The sequence below is a fragment of the Sphingobacterium pedocola genome (assembly GCF_015209965.1).
GTDB lineage: Bacteria > Bacteroidota > Bacteroidia > Sphingobacteriales > Sphingobacteriaceae > Sphingobacterium > Sphingobacterium pedocola.
On the sequence record NZ_MU158689.1, the window covers coordinates 272,759 to 288,537 of the forward strand.

The 15,779-nt window shown below is 39.9% G+C and carries 12 protein-coding genes; 10 read left to right on the forward strand and 2 right to left on the reverse strand.

What is annotated here, in order from left to right:
- Positions 1–205: 205 nt before the first annotated feature.
- Complete coding sequence (locus C4F40_RS01080) at positions 206–2,206, reverse strand: tetratricopeptide repeat-containing sensor histidine kinase (RefSeq protein WP_196937526.1); 2,001 nt, start codon at positions 2,204–2,206, stop codon at positions 206–208.
- A 353-nt stretch (positions 2,207–2,559) separates the two neighbouring features.
- Here C4F40_RS01080 and C4F40_RS01085 point away from each other — a divergent pair, with 353 nt between their 5' ends.
- From C4F40_RS01085 to C4F40_RS01130, 10 genes are all read left to right on the forward strand, one after another.
- Positions 2,560–3,333: a LytR/AlgR family response regulator transcription factor gene (locus C4F40_RS01085; RefSeq protein WP_231389879.1), complete on the forward strand. Its 774-nt coding sequence runs from the start codon at positions 2,560–2,562 to the stop codon at positions 3,331–3,333.
- 381 nt (positions 3,334–3,714) lie between these two features.
- Complete coding sequence (locus tag C4F40_RS01090) at positions 3,715–4,182, forward strand: hypothetical protein (RefSeq protein ID WP_196937527.1); 468 nt, start codon at positions 3,715–3,717, stop codon at positions 4,180–4,182.
- Positions 4,183–4,583: 401 nt separating this feature from the next.
- Positions 4,584–6,989, forward strand: a complete 2,406-nt coding sequence (locus C4F40_RS01095) for a TonB-dependent receptor (RefSeq protein ID WP_196937528.1) — start codon at positions 4,584–4,586, stop codon at positions 6,987–6,989.
- Between the two features lie 84 nt (positions 6,990–7,073).
- Positions 7,074–7,784 (forward strand): hypothetical protein, encoded by a 711-nt coding sequence (locus tag C4F40_RS01100; protein ID WP_196937529.1) that lies wholly within the window; start codon positions 7,074–7,076, stop codon positions 7,782–7,784.
- A gap of 128 nt (positions 7,785–7,912) precedes the next feature.
- Positions 7,913–10,231, forward strand: a complete 2,319-nt coding sequence (locus C4F40_RS01105) for a TonB-dependent receptor domain-containing protein (protein ID WP_196937530.1) — start codon at positions 7,913–7,915, stop codon at positions 10,229–10,231.
- A 42-nt stretch (positions 10,232–10,273) separates the two neighbouring features.
- Positions 10,274–11,476 (forward strand): DUF4374 domain-containing protein, encoded by a 1,203-nt coding sequence (locus C4F40_RS01110; protein WP_196937531.1) that lies wholly within the window; start codon positions 10,274–10,276, stop codon positions 11,474–11,476.
- 98 nt (positions 11,477–11,574) lie between these two features.
- A complete protein-coding gene (locus tag C4F40_RS01115) occupies positions 11,575–11,859 on the forward strand; it encodes a hypothetical protein (protein WP_196937532.1) in 285 nt (94 codons plus the stop codon).
- Positions 11,860–11,863: 4 nt separating this feature from the next.
- Positions 11,864–12,151, forward strand: a complete 288-nt coding sequence (locus C4F40_RS01120; protein WP_196937533.1) for a hypothetical protein — start codon at positions 11,864–11,866, stop codon at positions 12,149–12,151.
- A gap of 2 nt (positions 12,152–12,153) precedes the next feature.
- Entirely contained in the window at positions 12,154–13,797 is a 1,644-nt protein-coding gene (locus C4F40_RS01125) for a PepSY-associated TM helix domain-containing protein (RefSeq protein ID WP_196937534.1), read from the forward strand.
- Positions 13,798–13,930: 133 nt separating this feature from the next.
- Positions 13,931–14,665 carry a YoaK family protein gene (locus C4F40_RS01130; RefSeq protein WP_196937535.1) on the forward strand — a complete coding sequence of 245 codons (735 nt, stop codon included), beginning with the start codon at positions 13,931–13,933 and terminating at the stop codon, positions 14,663–14,665.
- A gap of 3 nt (positions 14,666–14,668) precedes the next feature.
- On the opposite strand, the gene C4F40_RS01135 is transcribed toward C4F40_RS01130, so the two are convergent.
- Positions 14,669–15,769 carry a serine hydrolase domain-containing protein gene (locus C4F40_RS01135; protein WP_196937536.1) on the reverse strand — a complete coding sequence of 367 codons (1,101 nt, stop codon included), beginning with the start codon at positions 15,767–15,769 and terminating at the stop codon, positions 14,669–14,671.
- Positions 15,770–15,779 lie beyond the last annotated feature (10 nt).

The window sequence follows — 15,779 nt, forward strand, 5'->3', positions numbered from 1 at the left end:
GTGTAAGTTATGTGTTGATTATTCTTGTGTTCATTATTTTTGTTTCAGATTTGTTACAATTCAATCCACTAGTTTAAACGCTCGACTCTTTTATTTGTTTCATTTTTTAATAAAAAAGTCAAAATGCTCCTGTGGGAAGAAGCCTAAAAACAGATAACTGGAAGGACATTGTCGCGTGATAAGGAAGGGGTATCTTTATCAATCTTCAATCTGAATATATTTTCGGGAACCATATTTGGGATATGGTTCCTGCACCTTCAGTCGTCTCTTTTTCTTTTACTTCCAAACTTGATTTTATCGTGTCAAAATTCCGGTTTAGGATTTCCAATCGTTCTTTGATTGATTCCAATCCGATCGATTTTTCTTTATATTCCGACGGGTTCGTATGCTTTTTTGCTTGTTGAAGTCCAATACCATTATCGATTACAATTAGTTTGATGTAGATTTCGTCTTGTAACAGTTTTACGTGGAGCTGCTTTTCTGCGGTGCTGGAATGGCGAAGTCCATGGTGGATCGCATTTTCGACAAGAGGCTGGGCTAACATGGGAGGGATCATTATTTTCTCCATATCGATTGTTTCGTCGGCTTCAAAGTGATAAGTAAACAGCTTGTTGAAGCGGATGGATTCCAATTCGGTATATAATTGAAGTGCTTTCCATTCACGGGCAATCTTTACCATGCTCTGCGTGGAATTCTCTAGGATGAGCCGATTTAGCATCGCAAATTTTTGAATCAACCTGCTCGCTATTTTGGGTTCATTGTCTAGAATATACGACTCGATGTTGTTTAATACATTGAAAATGAAATGAGGATTCATTTGTGAGCGAATAGCTTTTAATTCGCTTTCTGTAATTTTATTTTGAAACAGTAGCGTTTCTTGTTCCTTTTCAGCCTCTTTTCTTGCAATGTCATTCTTGAGCTTAAGCTGGTTTAACCTGTATCGATTTAAAAAATACATGAAAACGGCAATCAACGTAATTCCCGTGATGATGCCGTATAACCAAAGCGATTTCATCTGCAGCTTTCCCAAGGTAATCTGTTTATCACGTAAGGCAATTTCCCTTTCGCTTTGAATGTTGCTGATTTTATTCTTTACTTCCTGAGAATATATCGAGTCATTAGATTCGTGAAATTCTCTAAAATTGAAATAAGCGTTTTTAAACTCCCCCTGTTGTTCCTGTACTTCGGCAAGTGTACCGGTGAAATAGCTTTGAAATTCTTTATTTTTGGTTGATTTTGCCAATTTAATAGCTTCTTTAATATAGTTCTCTGCATACTTAAGATTAGTATCTCTGGAATTGCTGGTCGTATCTGATAGGTAGAGATTGAGGTATGTATAACCTAGATTTCCCAGATTTACCATGGCGTTGAAATGTGTCGGGTTGATCTCATCCCATATTTTCTTGGATTTTAGCTGGAGGTTAATGATTTTTTGATAATCCGGTTCGTAAAGAATCGCAATTTGTGAATACGAAATCGCAACCCCCGTTTTATTGTTCTCCTTTTCATAAAGATGTAAGGCTTTATACAGGTATTTCTCTGCTTCGGGAATATTGCCTTCACGCTGGTAATTTAAACCTATGCCGTTTAACGTTTGCGCTACCTTTGCCCAGTCTTTCTCTTCCTCGTAGATTTTCAACGCCTTCAGTTTATAGGCATGTGATTTTTCAAGATCATTTTGTCTACCCGAGATGATCCCTAGATTCAGAAACCCTAATGCGATTAACGCTTTGTCATTTATCTCCTCGGCGATCTGCAACGAGCGGGAATAAAACTCCATGGCCTCCACTTCCTCTGTTTTTTGAGAGTGTATGGTGCCGATATTATTTAGTATCTGAGCGATTAAGCGTTTGTTATTGATCCTCGTAGCGATTTTTAGCGCCTTATTGTAGTTTTCGGTTGCCTCTTCATGTTGACCAGTATCATTAAAGATTTCGCCTCGGGTGAGATAGGCATGACTTAGCCCCGAGTTCCAGTTGATCTTTTTGGCGAGATTAATGGCTTCGTCGAGATATTCGGCTGCTTTTTCGAGGTCTTGCGTTTTGTAATACAAGCCTGCGTCGTTCAGGAGCTTTACTTTTGTACTGTCCGCTTCTGCCGATCGAATTTCAAGAAGGATCGAATCGACATTCGTCTGTCCAAGAGCAGGTGCCGACAAGAAAGCGGATGCTATACAGTAAAAGAAGATGTAAGTATATTTATTCATTTGCCTGTATTTGTAAACCTTTGATTATCAAAGGAACAACAAAATTTGTAAAAATTGATCATAAATCCCTAAGTGAAATCTGCGTTTCACGCATTAAAAATAGGCGTTGGCTCAATTTGAAAAAATGGCCCGTAAAAAAAATGCTTATTTGTCTCAGTTAGGAGATAAGAATTGGAGACTAGTGGCTATTGCGCCGTCACCGCAACGCGCTCGTTAATGACCAGGGATTGTTCGGGTAGTGATTGACACATAACCATCTGTGCGGTGGGTGAGAAGGGAAGCGTGCTTAAACAATAGCAGAGAAGTCCGCTAGGAAAACCGGGATAAGATATATATAAGAAAATAACAGATAAATGTTTAAAAAAGACGAAATTAGTGGAGATGAACAAATTACCGACATGTTAAAAGCTGTTATTTTAGACGATGAATTGCGGGGCAGTAAGCTGCTACAGCACAAGTTGCAATCCTTTGATCAGCAGTTACAAGTAGAGGCTGTATTTAATGATCCTTTACTCGCCCTGTCGGGAATAGCACGGTTAAAACCAGATGTACTTTTTCTGGATGTAGAGATGCCCATCCTTAATGGGTTTCAATTTTTAGAAAAATTAGGATCTTTCGATTTTGAAGTGATATTTGTTACGGCTTTTAATGCCTACACAGTGGATGCACTGCGGATCAATGCACTGGATTATCTGCTCAAACCCGTAGACGACGAAGAGTTGCAATGTGCTATTGACCGTTTGCAGGAAAAGCTGACAAAGAAAAAGATATTTATAGCCGATTCCCAGGAATCCTTTTCAGCAAATAAGCGTATCGCACTGCCAACTTCAGAAGGCGTATATCTCGTGAAAAAAGCGGACATTATGCGGGTGGAAGCCATGAGTAACTATAGCACGTTCTGTTTGGCTGACGGAAAAAAGATTGTAGTCTCTAAAACGTTAAAAGAATTTGAGCAGTTGTTAATGGATACTTTTTTTGTTCGCGTTAGCCGTTCGGCAATTGTAAATCTTGATTATGTCGCTAAATACCGAAAGGGAGATGGCGGTACATTGGAATTTGTGGATGGCGCTGAAGTGGAGGTTTCTGCTTCTCGAAAAGAAGTACTCCTGAAGAACCTTTTTTTATGATCATGGTAAACGATAAATATAACCTCTGCTGTGCCAAATCACTACGTGCTAACTCATGACTTAGGTTAAAATTGCTAAAACAAGATACTGAAGCTCCTCATCTTCCCGTTACTGCATTGTTTGTATATATTCATGTCCCTTTTGTCAATTGACCGTGAAACGAGGCGGATTTTTGCACGATATCTTCACAAACATTTAATATATGAGGGATACTTATTTTATTTTTATATCGTTTGTATACTAATTACATGCACTGTTCTAATGCTTATTTGATTTTTTTGTGCTATTTTTTTATTTAGGCATTTTTTTTGATGTTTGTAATGAAAATCTTACAAGTTTAGTAAGTTAAGTGAGAAACAACAGTCTAATATTATTTGACGGATGCAAACTATCTTCATTGCTGGTAGCGGCTTCTTAGCCTTAACCTTAATTCTTTTTTACCAGTACAAGCTACAACGACGCTTGCAACAGTATGCGCAGTTGCGTGTGAGCATATTAAAGCGAGACGAAAATACACACGACAAAACAAAAGGATCCTTTATGTTCTACCTAAAAGCACATGATAGCCGATTAAGGCAGGTCGTGGTTAGCTCCTTGCGTTTTTCCGACTCTGCCTTACATGTGAATGCGTTTGATAAGCTCTCCTTTGAGATAAGGGGTACGGATGAAGAGCTTCCCGCCCGGTCGATTGGGTTTAGTTGCCGGAATAATGTGTTAACCCGGATACATAATAGCAAAGCCGCTTTGACGATAAAAGGATACGTTGTGCTCGAAAAGGAAGGTAAAACAGCATTTGTATACCGTACAAAATTGGATGTAGTCAAGGCTTCAGAAGCGCAACGTTCCTAGCTAATTTTCTGATCGTTAGGCTTCGCAAGCATAGCGCTGCCTTATTATGATTCTGTAACGGCAATAAATCCTTTTGCCGACCTATACACTTCTTTGTATACTTTCCTCTTTAATTCCGAAGATTTTTCTCTATAGCTCTTGATATTTTTTGTGCCTTACTTAAATTAATGACGATTTTAGTATTGATTTCGGTTATGTTAATCTTTTCTATGATACCTTCTGGAACAAGAGGAAATACAACCGGCATATAAGGATTCACAGCTATACTATCAAACGCTTTTAGAGCAAGCGTCCTGTCTTTTTTATTTAAAATTCTCTTTGAAATCTAAAATGTGAGCTATACATTTGCAGTAATTTAAATTAAGTCTAAATAAGTTTAATAAAATAATGAAACTAAACCCATGAAAAAAATACTACTTATTCTCACTGTTTTTTTTCCGTTATTGCTATTGGCTCAGCAGAAGCCCGAAATTTATGGACAAGTGCAGACTTCCGACGGATTGCCAGCAGAAGGCGTCACCATAAAGTTGCTGCCACAAGGATTGACTTCTATTACGAATAGCAAAGGAATGTATTCTTTTAAAAATATTAAAAGCGGTGCACAATCACTATTCATCAGTGCAGTGGGTCTGCAATCGATAACTAGAGAGATTCAGGTAGAAAACACCAGGCTTGAAATTTCCACGATCTATCTTGTTGAAAATAGAGCGGCCTTAGAGGAGATCGTCATCAATGGTGGAAATACAAATAAATACAAGCGTAATAGCAGTCCTTATGTGGGTAAGATGCCTTTAAATAACATCGAAAATTCACAGTCCTACGCTGTCATCACGAAAGAACTTTTGCAGAGTCAGGTTAACACCAACTATGACGATGCTTTGGCAAATGTGTCAGGTATCGATAAATTATGGGCTTCAACCGGACGTCCGGGAGACGGTGTTTCCTATTACACACTTCGGGGCTTCACGACACAATCAGCAATGGTAAATGGAGTTGTAAGTATCGGCGGGACTAGCGCAGACCCCATAAATTTGGAAACAATCGAAGTCATTAAAGGCCCTTCTGGCTCACTATACGGAGGTGCGGCCATTGGGTTTGGTGGATTAATAAATAATGTTATCAAAAAGCCGATCGATACCTTAGGTGGCCGGGTTAATTATATTGTTGGATCTTTTGGTCAACATCGCGTTACAGCAGATGTATATGGCCCACTAACATCCAACAATAAACTTACCGGACGATTAAATGCAGCCTATACACATACCGGTACATTTCAAGATGCAGGTTTTAAGAAATCTTTTTTCGCAGCACCGTCGTTGTTATATAAGCCAAACGAACGTTTAGCTATCCAATTGGATGCAGAAATATATCAAAATAAGGAAACGAATCCCTTAATGGTATTCCTCAATCGATCAAGAGAGTTGTTTGCTAGAACGCCGGACGAACTTCAGTTTGACTTTAACAAGTCTTACACGAGCGACGATGTGACGTTTAAAAATCCGACAACAAACTTGCGTGGAAATGTGGCTTACCGCATAAACGACATCTGGACGTCAAATACGACCCTTAACTACAACAGACGTAAATCGGACGGGTATTTCCAATATATCATGTACTTACAGCCTGACAATGATACATTGATAGATCGGCTCGCAGGTGACCAGGATTATGTAGGAAAAACGGTGAATGCGCAGCAAAACTTTGTGGGGGATTTTCATATCGGAAATATGCGCAACCGCACGCTGATCGGACTGGATTACCTTTTCCAGCAGGGCGAAACCCATAACTCTCCTTATGTCTTAGTGGATCAGATTAATACATCGTATGACGATCCGGACTATTACAAATTTAATGCAGCGTATATTGACGCCGCCATTGCAGCATCTAATGGAGCAGAAACCAACAACCGTAGCCGTTCACAGGTACTTGGAGCATATGTTTCCAATGTGCTGGATGTGACATCCAAATTTCATGTCATGTTAGCCTTACGCATGGACTATTTTGATAACAAAGGTACCTATAACTTTGATCGCGATACCACAACAGGTACTTTTAGCCAAACTGCATTTTCGCCACGCGTCGGTCTGGTATATGAAGTTGTAGAAAATCAAGTTTCTTTATTCGGTAATTACCAAAATGGTTTCAAGAATGTTGCTCCGGTAGTCCAACCTTTGCCCGATATCTCGGGAGACTTCAAACCACAGCAGGCGGAGCAATGGGAAGCGGGCGTGAAAGTTAATTTGCTTAACGACCGTTTGGGATTAACAGCAAGTTATTACGATATTTCGGTAAGCAACATGACGCGCGGCGAATCGATTGACCGCGATGGACAAACATACAATATTACCGTGCAGGATGGAACTCGCCTAAGCCGGGGAGTTGAACTGGATCTAACCACAGCACCTGTAGACGGGCTCGCGCTTATTTTGAGTTATAGCTACAATGACAGCAAAACAACCAAAGCGGCGGCTAGTGTTAACGACTTGCGTCCGACAGAGGCCGGTCCTAAAAACCTTTTCAACGCTTGGGCGAATTATACCGTACAACGTGGGTTTATAAAAGGATTGGGGGTCGGCGCAGGTGTCAATTATGCAAGTGAAAATATTATTACGAATAGTGTTCCAACTGGTCAGTTTATCTTACCTGCATATGCCTTAGTGAATGCAAGTGTATCCTATGCGTATAAAAATTATGAATTGGCAATTAAAGGAAACAACCTCACGGATAAGACCTATTTCAAAGGTTGGACAACGGTAAATCCAACCATGCCACGCAATATATTAGGGAGTGTAGCTTATCGCTTTTAATCACAATAAATTTTCTTCGTTAAATATTTGCAAGTTAAGTCAGAATAACTACATTTGCATTGTTTGTAATCAGTCTAAATAAAAATGAAATCAATTAAGCACATTATTTTATCACTTATGGTATTACTTGGCGGGAGCCAATTGGTACAGGCACACGCAATCTGGTTGGAGAGTCATCCTATTGGCGTAAAAAATAAAGCTCATGTCGTTCGTGTTTTCTACGGTGAATATGCTACTGGAGAAATAGACGCGACCAAAGATTGGTACTCCGATATGAAGGAGCTTACGGTACAATTGGTGGGGCCAAACCAAAAGGTACAGACCTTGAGGTTGGAAGATAAGGGTGACTTTTTAGAAGGTACATTCTTGCCGAGTGAAGATGGTCTTTACCATTTATTCACCAGCCATGCGGCGAAAGACCTAGGCGGCGAGACCCGTTATGAGTTTGTCTCCCAAACACGTGTAAAAATCGGAGAAGGCGAGGCTCTTCCTATGATTCCGTTGAGACACCAGCTTTCTGTCGATGCTAAAGTATCTTCAGTTGGCGCAAGAGTCCCACTTTTGTTAACAAGCGATGGTAAGCCGGTTGTAGAAAAGGACATCTTGGTGATGTCGTCTGCGGGTTGGAGTAAGACTTACAAAACCGATCAAGAGGGTAAAATCTTGATAGAAGCAATATGGCCTGGCAAGTATGTGGTAGAGTATAGCCATATGGAGCAACAGGAAGGCGTGTGGCACGAGAAACCTTATAAAAAGAATTGGCAGGGTTTAACCACCAGCTTTTTGGTTGAATAAAATATAAAAAACAGCGCCATAACGAACGGCAATTCAATTATGGCGCCTCAAGTAGCCTAACGAAAATTAGGTTACATTTTTTACTACGTTAAGCGCGTAGTTACCTTCTAACGTGTTACAATTAAAAGATGAAGCAAAGTAATAAAATTATTGTTATTATTTGCATGTTGCTCGGTGTGTTTAACGCAGTAGCACAGCAAACTACTCAGATCTTCCGAGGACAGGTGTTATCTGGCGGTCAACCTGTTTCTAACGCCAATATTCAAATCGACAAGCAAATCCTTCACAGCGATGAGCAGGGTTTGTTTAGTTTTCCAGCTGAAGTTGGCGAAACCATCAACATTCAGATCACTGCAGTAGGTATGCATATTCTAAAGCAACGTGTCGTTGTGGAAGCTACCGAGAAAGGATCGCGGTCTTTTACGCTTAAAAAGGCTGATCAGCAAATTGAAGAGGTAGAGGTGATTGGACATACCAAAGTACAGGAAGTAAATCGTCAGGCTTATAACGTGACAGCCATCGACGCAACTAAATTATACAACACAACTTTGGATATTTCCGGAGCTTTGGATAAAGTAGCCGGTATTCGCGTCCGCGAATCTGGCGGTGTTGGATCCAATTTCAATTTATCTTTAAATGGTTTTTCAGGAAACCACGTTCGTTATTTCGTAGACGGCATTCCAATGGATAATTTTGGGTCTTCTTTCCAGATCAACAACATTCCGATTAACATTGCCGACCGTGTAGAAGTATACAAAGGTGTTGTTCCAATGTGGTTAGGTTCTGATGCTTTAGGCGGCGCAATTAATATTGTTACAGCCGATCGTTTCCGTAATTTTGTGGATGTTTCTTACAGTTATGGGTCATTTAATACGCATCGAACGGTATTAAATGCAGCAGTTACTTCGAAACAGGGTTTAACATTCCAATTAAATGCTTTTCAAAACTACTCAGACAACGATTACAAAGTAACTGTTGAAGCAGCGGATATTTACACGGGGGCATATGAGAAAGACGCAGTCGTAAGACGCTTTCATGATAAATACCACAATGAATCCGTTATTGCTCAGGTTGGGTTTGTCGACAAAAGTTTTGCTGATCGATTATTGGTCGGTGTTATTTTGGGTCAAAATTATAAGGAAATCCAGACCGGAGCTCGAATGAGATCTGTATTCGGACAGTGGCACCGCCGGGGTTCAACTGTTATGCCTACATTGAAATATAAGAAAACAGATTTAGTGAAAGGGCTGGATTTGATTGTTAATGCGAATTACAACTTAGGTAAAGAACAAAATATTGATACCGTCAACGTACGTTATGATTGGTACGGAACGTCGAAACCTAACGGAACAAACGGCGAGCGTGCAAGACAACATTATATCTATAAAAATAATGAAGGTCTTGCGACGGCAAACTTAAATTATAGAATGGGGGAGCGTCATTCTCTTGCGTTGAGCAATGTTTTTTCTACATTCAACCGTAAAGGTCATGACGAACTGAACCCTACGAATGCAACGTATGAGTTGCCGCAAAAAACCGATAAAAATATTCTTGGTTTAGGATATACTTATGGTATTCGCGATGTTTGGACAACAACTGTTTTTGGTAAATTCATCACCCAGCATAACGAAAGCGGGACACAAGATACGACACATAATAGATTTGGTTATGGTTTGGCTTCGGCTTATTTTGTAAGTCCTAATTTTCAATTAAAAACTTCTTACGAATTGACAAACCGCATGCCTACACCATATGAAATGTTCGGCGATGTAGAAAACCAGGAAGCGAATGCAAACTTAAAGCCTGAAAGCAGTCATAACGTTAATTTAGGGGCAAACTATAGTTTCGCCGCTAACGAAGATCATAATTTCGTTGTCGGTTCAAGTTTGATCTACCGTTATGCGACTGATTTCATTTATAACCGATTGAATAACAATCAATCTAAATTGGTAGCCGACAACAGAGAAGGCGTCGAAACATGGGGTGCCGATGCAGATGCTCGTTATTCGTATAAAAGTTGGTTGACCGTAGGCGGTTCGGTTACTTATCAATACTTACAGAACAAGCAGAAATATGAGCCAAACTACACGAATATAAGTCCGCTATATAATGATCAAATGCCGAACATTCCGTACTTATTCGGGCATGCAGATGCTTCTGTTATTTTCAACGATTTCTTAACTAAAGGAAACACACTGAATGTTGGTTATAATCTATTATATGTGCATGAGTTCTATTTGTACTGGCCAAGCAGGGGTGGGCAGAAATTATACGTTCCGAAACAATTTACACACGATTTTAATGTTGTGTACAGTTTGGCAGACAGTCGTTACAATATCGGTTTAGAAGCAAAGAACGTGACAAATGCAAAGGTATATGATAATTTTAGCTTACAAAAACCAGGTAGAGCTTTCTATGTTAATCTGCGCTATTTTATAAATAAATAATTATTTAAGATTAAATAAAAGATTATAAAGTTGATATAGAAGATGAAAAAATTACTAATTGCACTTTTAGCTGTTTCGGTATTTACTTCATGTAAAAAAGATGATGTCGGTCCACCGAATTATGGAGATTATATTGTTGCTGTTTCACCTATCGCCTCAACCGGCGTAGCAGATTATTTATTGACGGCAGCAACCTTGGACGAAGGCTCTGTTACCACAAGAGGGCACGGCGTTGAACAAGATGGGACGTATCGTTATTATATGACGGCGAATAATAAGTTTTTTTCCATGTTATACGGACAGGGAAATCCCGGTGCTGTTACTACATATGAAATCACTAATGGAAGTTTAAATAAAGTTTCAGATTTTCAATCGGAGACGGTGCAGGCTTTTGCTTCGGTAAATGATGATATTTTGTTGATGAAAATTTCAAGAAATATTACCAACAAATTATCTAATTTCTACATCGTGAATACGAATAGTTTGTTGATTACTTCAGAAGGAACAATTAATAGTGCAGAGCCTTCGAATAACGGAGAACTGGCTTTCAGTACTTGGATCAGACAGGTAGGAGATAAAGTTTTTGCTCCTTATATGTCTGTCAAAGGCTGTTGTGGCGATGCTTTTGGAACTGCTTTTCCAGATAGTACCTGGATTGCCGTTTATTCATATCCCCAGATGAAATTAGAAAAAGTAATCAAAGACAATCGTACAAGTTTTATTGGACGTTATTTCGTAGATGGAACTGCCGTGGATGAAAATGGCGACTTTTACGCCTTTTCATCAGCAATAGCGGGCGATGCACAGGGTATCAAAACGACAAAACCGTCGGCCATTGTACGCGTGAATGCTGGAACTACAGAATTTGATCAAAGCTATTTTTTGGATTTTGAAGAAATTTCCGGAGGATATAATATTACAGATTGGCTATATGTCGGAAGTGGGAATTTTGTTGTCTTCATGACAACTAGAGAAGAAAAAGGTTTATATGCCGTTGGTAAGGTTTTAGGTGTTGTAAATGTGTATAATAAAGAATTTAGAATGGTTTCAGGGCTACCAAATAAAGCGGATATCAATAGTGTGACGACTACCAATTATTCCAAATTAAATGGAGTGGGTTATGTAGGATTTACCTTAAAAGAAGGAACTAGTTATATCTACAAAATAGATGCGGCTACGGCTTCGGCAACTCAGGGTCTGCGCGTAGAAGGTGGCACGATTACAGCAATTGCGAAATTAAATTAAATAACTCGCATAGTTGAACAACAGTTCAACTATGCTTTTGCATTATACTTATGTTCAGTACAATTTGCCTTTTATTTTTTGTCGCATTCATTCTATGGATGAATACGTCCAAACGTATTACCTGGCGGAAAAAACCGAAGTTGCTTCAACGCCTTGCTAAAGAATCTGTGAGATCTAAATATATCTCTTCCGTTCTCATGATGATGGCGACTTCATTGAGCGTCGTTCAGCTTGGGTTTGGAAGCGGATTATTTGCAGCTATCGTCGTATTGATGTGTATGGGAAGTCTGATCGTGTTATTTTTTCCATTCCGTTATGCAGGGGTTTCGTGGATCATTGGAACGTATCTCGTTTGTTTTTTGATGGAATATCTAATTCGTTAATTGTATGCCTGCGAATAAAAAATACTTAACAAAGTCGCCTTGGTTGCGCCTTATGAAAATCCTGGCTGGTACCGTTGGGGGGTATGCGGTAATGTTAAGTTTTCACACCCTATTGACCTGTCTAATGCCCAAAGCAGAAGTCATTGCTACTGCTTTTTTTACAGGCTATTTATTGTGGGCAATTTTATTGCTTATCGCATTTGTAGCACGGAATGTATGGCGTGTATGGCTTAGTTATATCGTACTTACCGTACTTTTTATGCTCCCTTATTATTTTGAACACCTCACCTAATTATGGATCAGAGAAAGTACAACATCTATTTTCATACGCACACGATCAGCGGGATTATTATTGCCGTTATTCTGTATGTTATTTTCTTTGCAGGATCTTTTTCGTTTTTTAAGGACGATATTTCGGCCTGGCAAAAGGGTAAATCTACTGTTGCCGAAGAGATCAATCCCGATTACAATTACATCTTGGATTCGCTTTCTCAAAAGCACAATCTGCTAGGGCGTAATTTTGATTTCTACTTGCTTCGCCAGGGACACGGCACTTACGTGAACATGAGTACTTCACAGGATACGACCGTCTCTAAACCGAAACCCAAGGAAGCAGGACAAAGGGGGGGGAGAGGTCGTGGTAGAGATGAAGATTCCGCTTATTTTACCTATTTCTTTGCCGATAAACAAACGGGTTCCTATGCCGATAGTTATGATATGGGAGAGTTCCTTTACCGTCTTCATTTTCTTGCACAATTGAATCAGGTGCCAATCCGCTTGGGCACTCCTTTCGGTTATCTCTTAGCGGGGATCGTATCTTTTCTTTTTGTTTTTGCATTGATTACAGGACTTTTACTACACTGGGATAAGATCAAGTCTAATTTCTTTCTTTTGCGACCTTGGAGCAAATGGAAAACAGTATGGACGGATATGCACACTGTATTGGGTGTGATTGGATTTCCATTTCAGCTGCTCTTTGCTATTACGGGAGTAATACTAATTGTCAATTTTGTGCTGATATCTCCTTTTAGCAAGATACTGTATGAAGGGGATCAAGAACAGCTCTATGAAGATTTACAGTATAATAGGAGCATGAAAGTTAATTATACTTATCAACCTATGGAAGGATCCTTCGATCTGAATGCATTTGTAGGCAAGTGGGAGCAAGATTGGAAAGAGAGTAAGATTTCGCGGATTCACATTCGCAACTATCAGGACGCTAGCATGCAGATTAGCTTGGAAGCAAAACCATTGCCTAAAGCTAATTTTTCGGGGTCTGGTTTCGTACAAATGGAGGTTGCATCGGGTAAGGTGCTGCAGCTTAAATCGCCGAATGGCGAAGGAAATTATATCGATGGCGTAAAGAGTTTAATTTACCATCTGCATTTTGGTGACTTTGGTGGAAAGCCGCTTCGGATCATCTTCTTTATTTTGGGACTAGTTGGTTGTGTGGTTATTATATCAGGTATTATGATTTGGTTGGTAGCCAGAGATAAGAAAAATATCCCGGCATACAAACGTAAATTTAATTTTTGGGCATCCAACGTTTTCTTGTCCATCTGTTTGGCCATGCTGCCAGTTACCGCTTTTACATTTATTATGTTGAAAGTGCTACCGCAGATCAACCAATCCGTTATTTATAGTGTTTATTTCTACAGCTGGTTAATCTTATCGGTTTATTTTGTTGTGTGGAGAAACCTACCTATGATAAATAGACAGACACTACTGTTATCGGCGATCTTATGTTTGGGTGTGCCGCTAGCCAATGGTATCGCGACTGGATTATGGATATGGAACACCCTCCAGGCAGGTGCACTGGATATCTTTTTTATAGATGCGCTATTCTTGGTTATTGCAGTGGCATGTGCATTTGCCTTTATCAAAGTAAGACAGCAAGCGAAACCTTTTACAATTTTAAAAGTGCAAGACAGTAACTAGAATATAAATCACAAAGTCCAAAGCCGTAGAGACGGCTTTGGACTTTTATACGTAATATATCCCTGCCTGAAGGTGATATTATCTCAATTATTAGCTACCTTTAGTCTTAGTTTCAATTCATGTACATTTTAGCATGTTCAGACATATCGGGAAAGGGCGCACATTTTCCCATAACCTTAGGTTAGCATCTCTTTTATCTGCAGTGGCAGGAATGGTCAATATCACGGGCGTGCTAGCTTTTCAAACGTTGACGACAAATCTAACCGGTCATTTTGCTTTCTTTGCCGAAGAACTTTTTTTAAGAAGTTATACTACTGCATTCGTATATCTCCTGTATGTACTATGTTTTCTTTTCGGAGCTTTTCTTTCCAGCTTGCTTATGGAGAAGACGGCTCAGTTCAATCCACATGCAGGATATGTCGCGCCTGTCTCTTTAGAAATCATATTGTTGGTTTCAGTTGGATTATTAGGAAGTATGAAAGTCGGTGGACCCTTGTTGTCCTCTACCTCGCTGGCCTGTATGTTGCTACTTGCAATGGGCTTGCAGAATGCACTGGTAACGAAGGTGTCGCAGTCGGTCGTACGAACAACCCATCTTACGGGACTGTTTACCGATCTTGGAATCCAGCTGTCGCGACTGGTGTTGAGAAGCGACGGCACCAAGCAAAAGCAGCTTTATAAGAGTATCCAACTCAAGTTAGCGATCATCAGCTGCTTTTTCGTAGGCGGCATATTGGGTGGATTTTGTCATCAACATATTGCCTTATCAACACTTTTTATTCCCGCAGGGTTGCTACTTTTTACGCTATGGTATGATCAGATCCTGTTCCGATATTACCGAATCATCCGTAGCATGAGGAAGCATTGATGTCTAATACCCATCAGCAATCGTCGTAAATACCTTTGCCCAATTCACATCACCGACTTTCCGTCCTAAGCGGACGATAACAAGATTCTTGTCTGGATTGACATAAATATATTGCCCCAATATGCCTTGCGCCATGAAGTCACCACTTTTCGACGGCAGCCACCATTGGTATTGATAGTAGGAGGCACTCCCGGCTATAGTATCTATTTTGGTGGAAGTCTTTACCCAATCGGTCGGGACGAGCTGTTTGCCATTCCAGTTGCCTTCGTGGAGGTACAGACGTCCAATTTTTGCGTAATCCCGCGCCACGGCATTGACACAACAAAATGTTTTCTCAAGGCCATTTTTCTTGCGATCCAGACTCCAGCTTGTGTCGTATTCCATTCCCAATGGTCGCCAAATTTTTTCTTCCAGGTACTGACTTATTGTTTTATTAACAAGCGCACGCTCCAATACCAGTCCAAGCAATTGCGAGTTGCCACTAACGTATTCGAATTTGTTGCCCGGTGTATCTTTTAGTTTTAGCTTTTTGATTGCTTTACGGAGGTTAATTCCGTAATAGAAGGTAGCTACCTCACCAAACGGATTGTAATATCCCTCGTTGAATTTAAGCCCGGAAGTCATCTGCAGCAGGTGTTTGATGGTGACCTCGTCGAATCCGTTTTTGGAAAGTTCAGGTATATATTTGGTAATAGGTTCGTCGACAGAGCCAATGAGTCCATCATCTATAGCACAACCGATCAGTATCGAAGTCACCGACTTGGCCATGGAAAAGGAGGGCACAACGGACGATTGATCGTAGCCCCTGAAATAATTCTCGTATTTAATACTGTCGTTATGGATGATCATAAAAGCGACGGACTCATGTTCGGCTAGAAAAGTATCAAAGTCGTGGCTTTGTTCTCTATAATCTATCTTTTTGGGGTGGTATCCTTCCGTTGCAACAGCAAAATGAAAACTACTATCGCCACGGCTAATAATACGGGACGGGAATTTTTTATGATCGTTGATATCCGCAAAGTTATAGACAATATAGCGTCCTATTTTGCAGGAACTAAGGCTAAGGGTTAACAGGAGTAGAGCTAATAAATTGAGTTTCTTCATAATTTTAAAA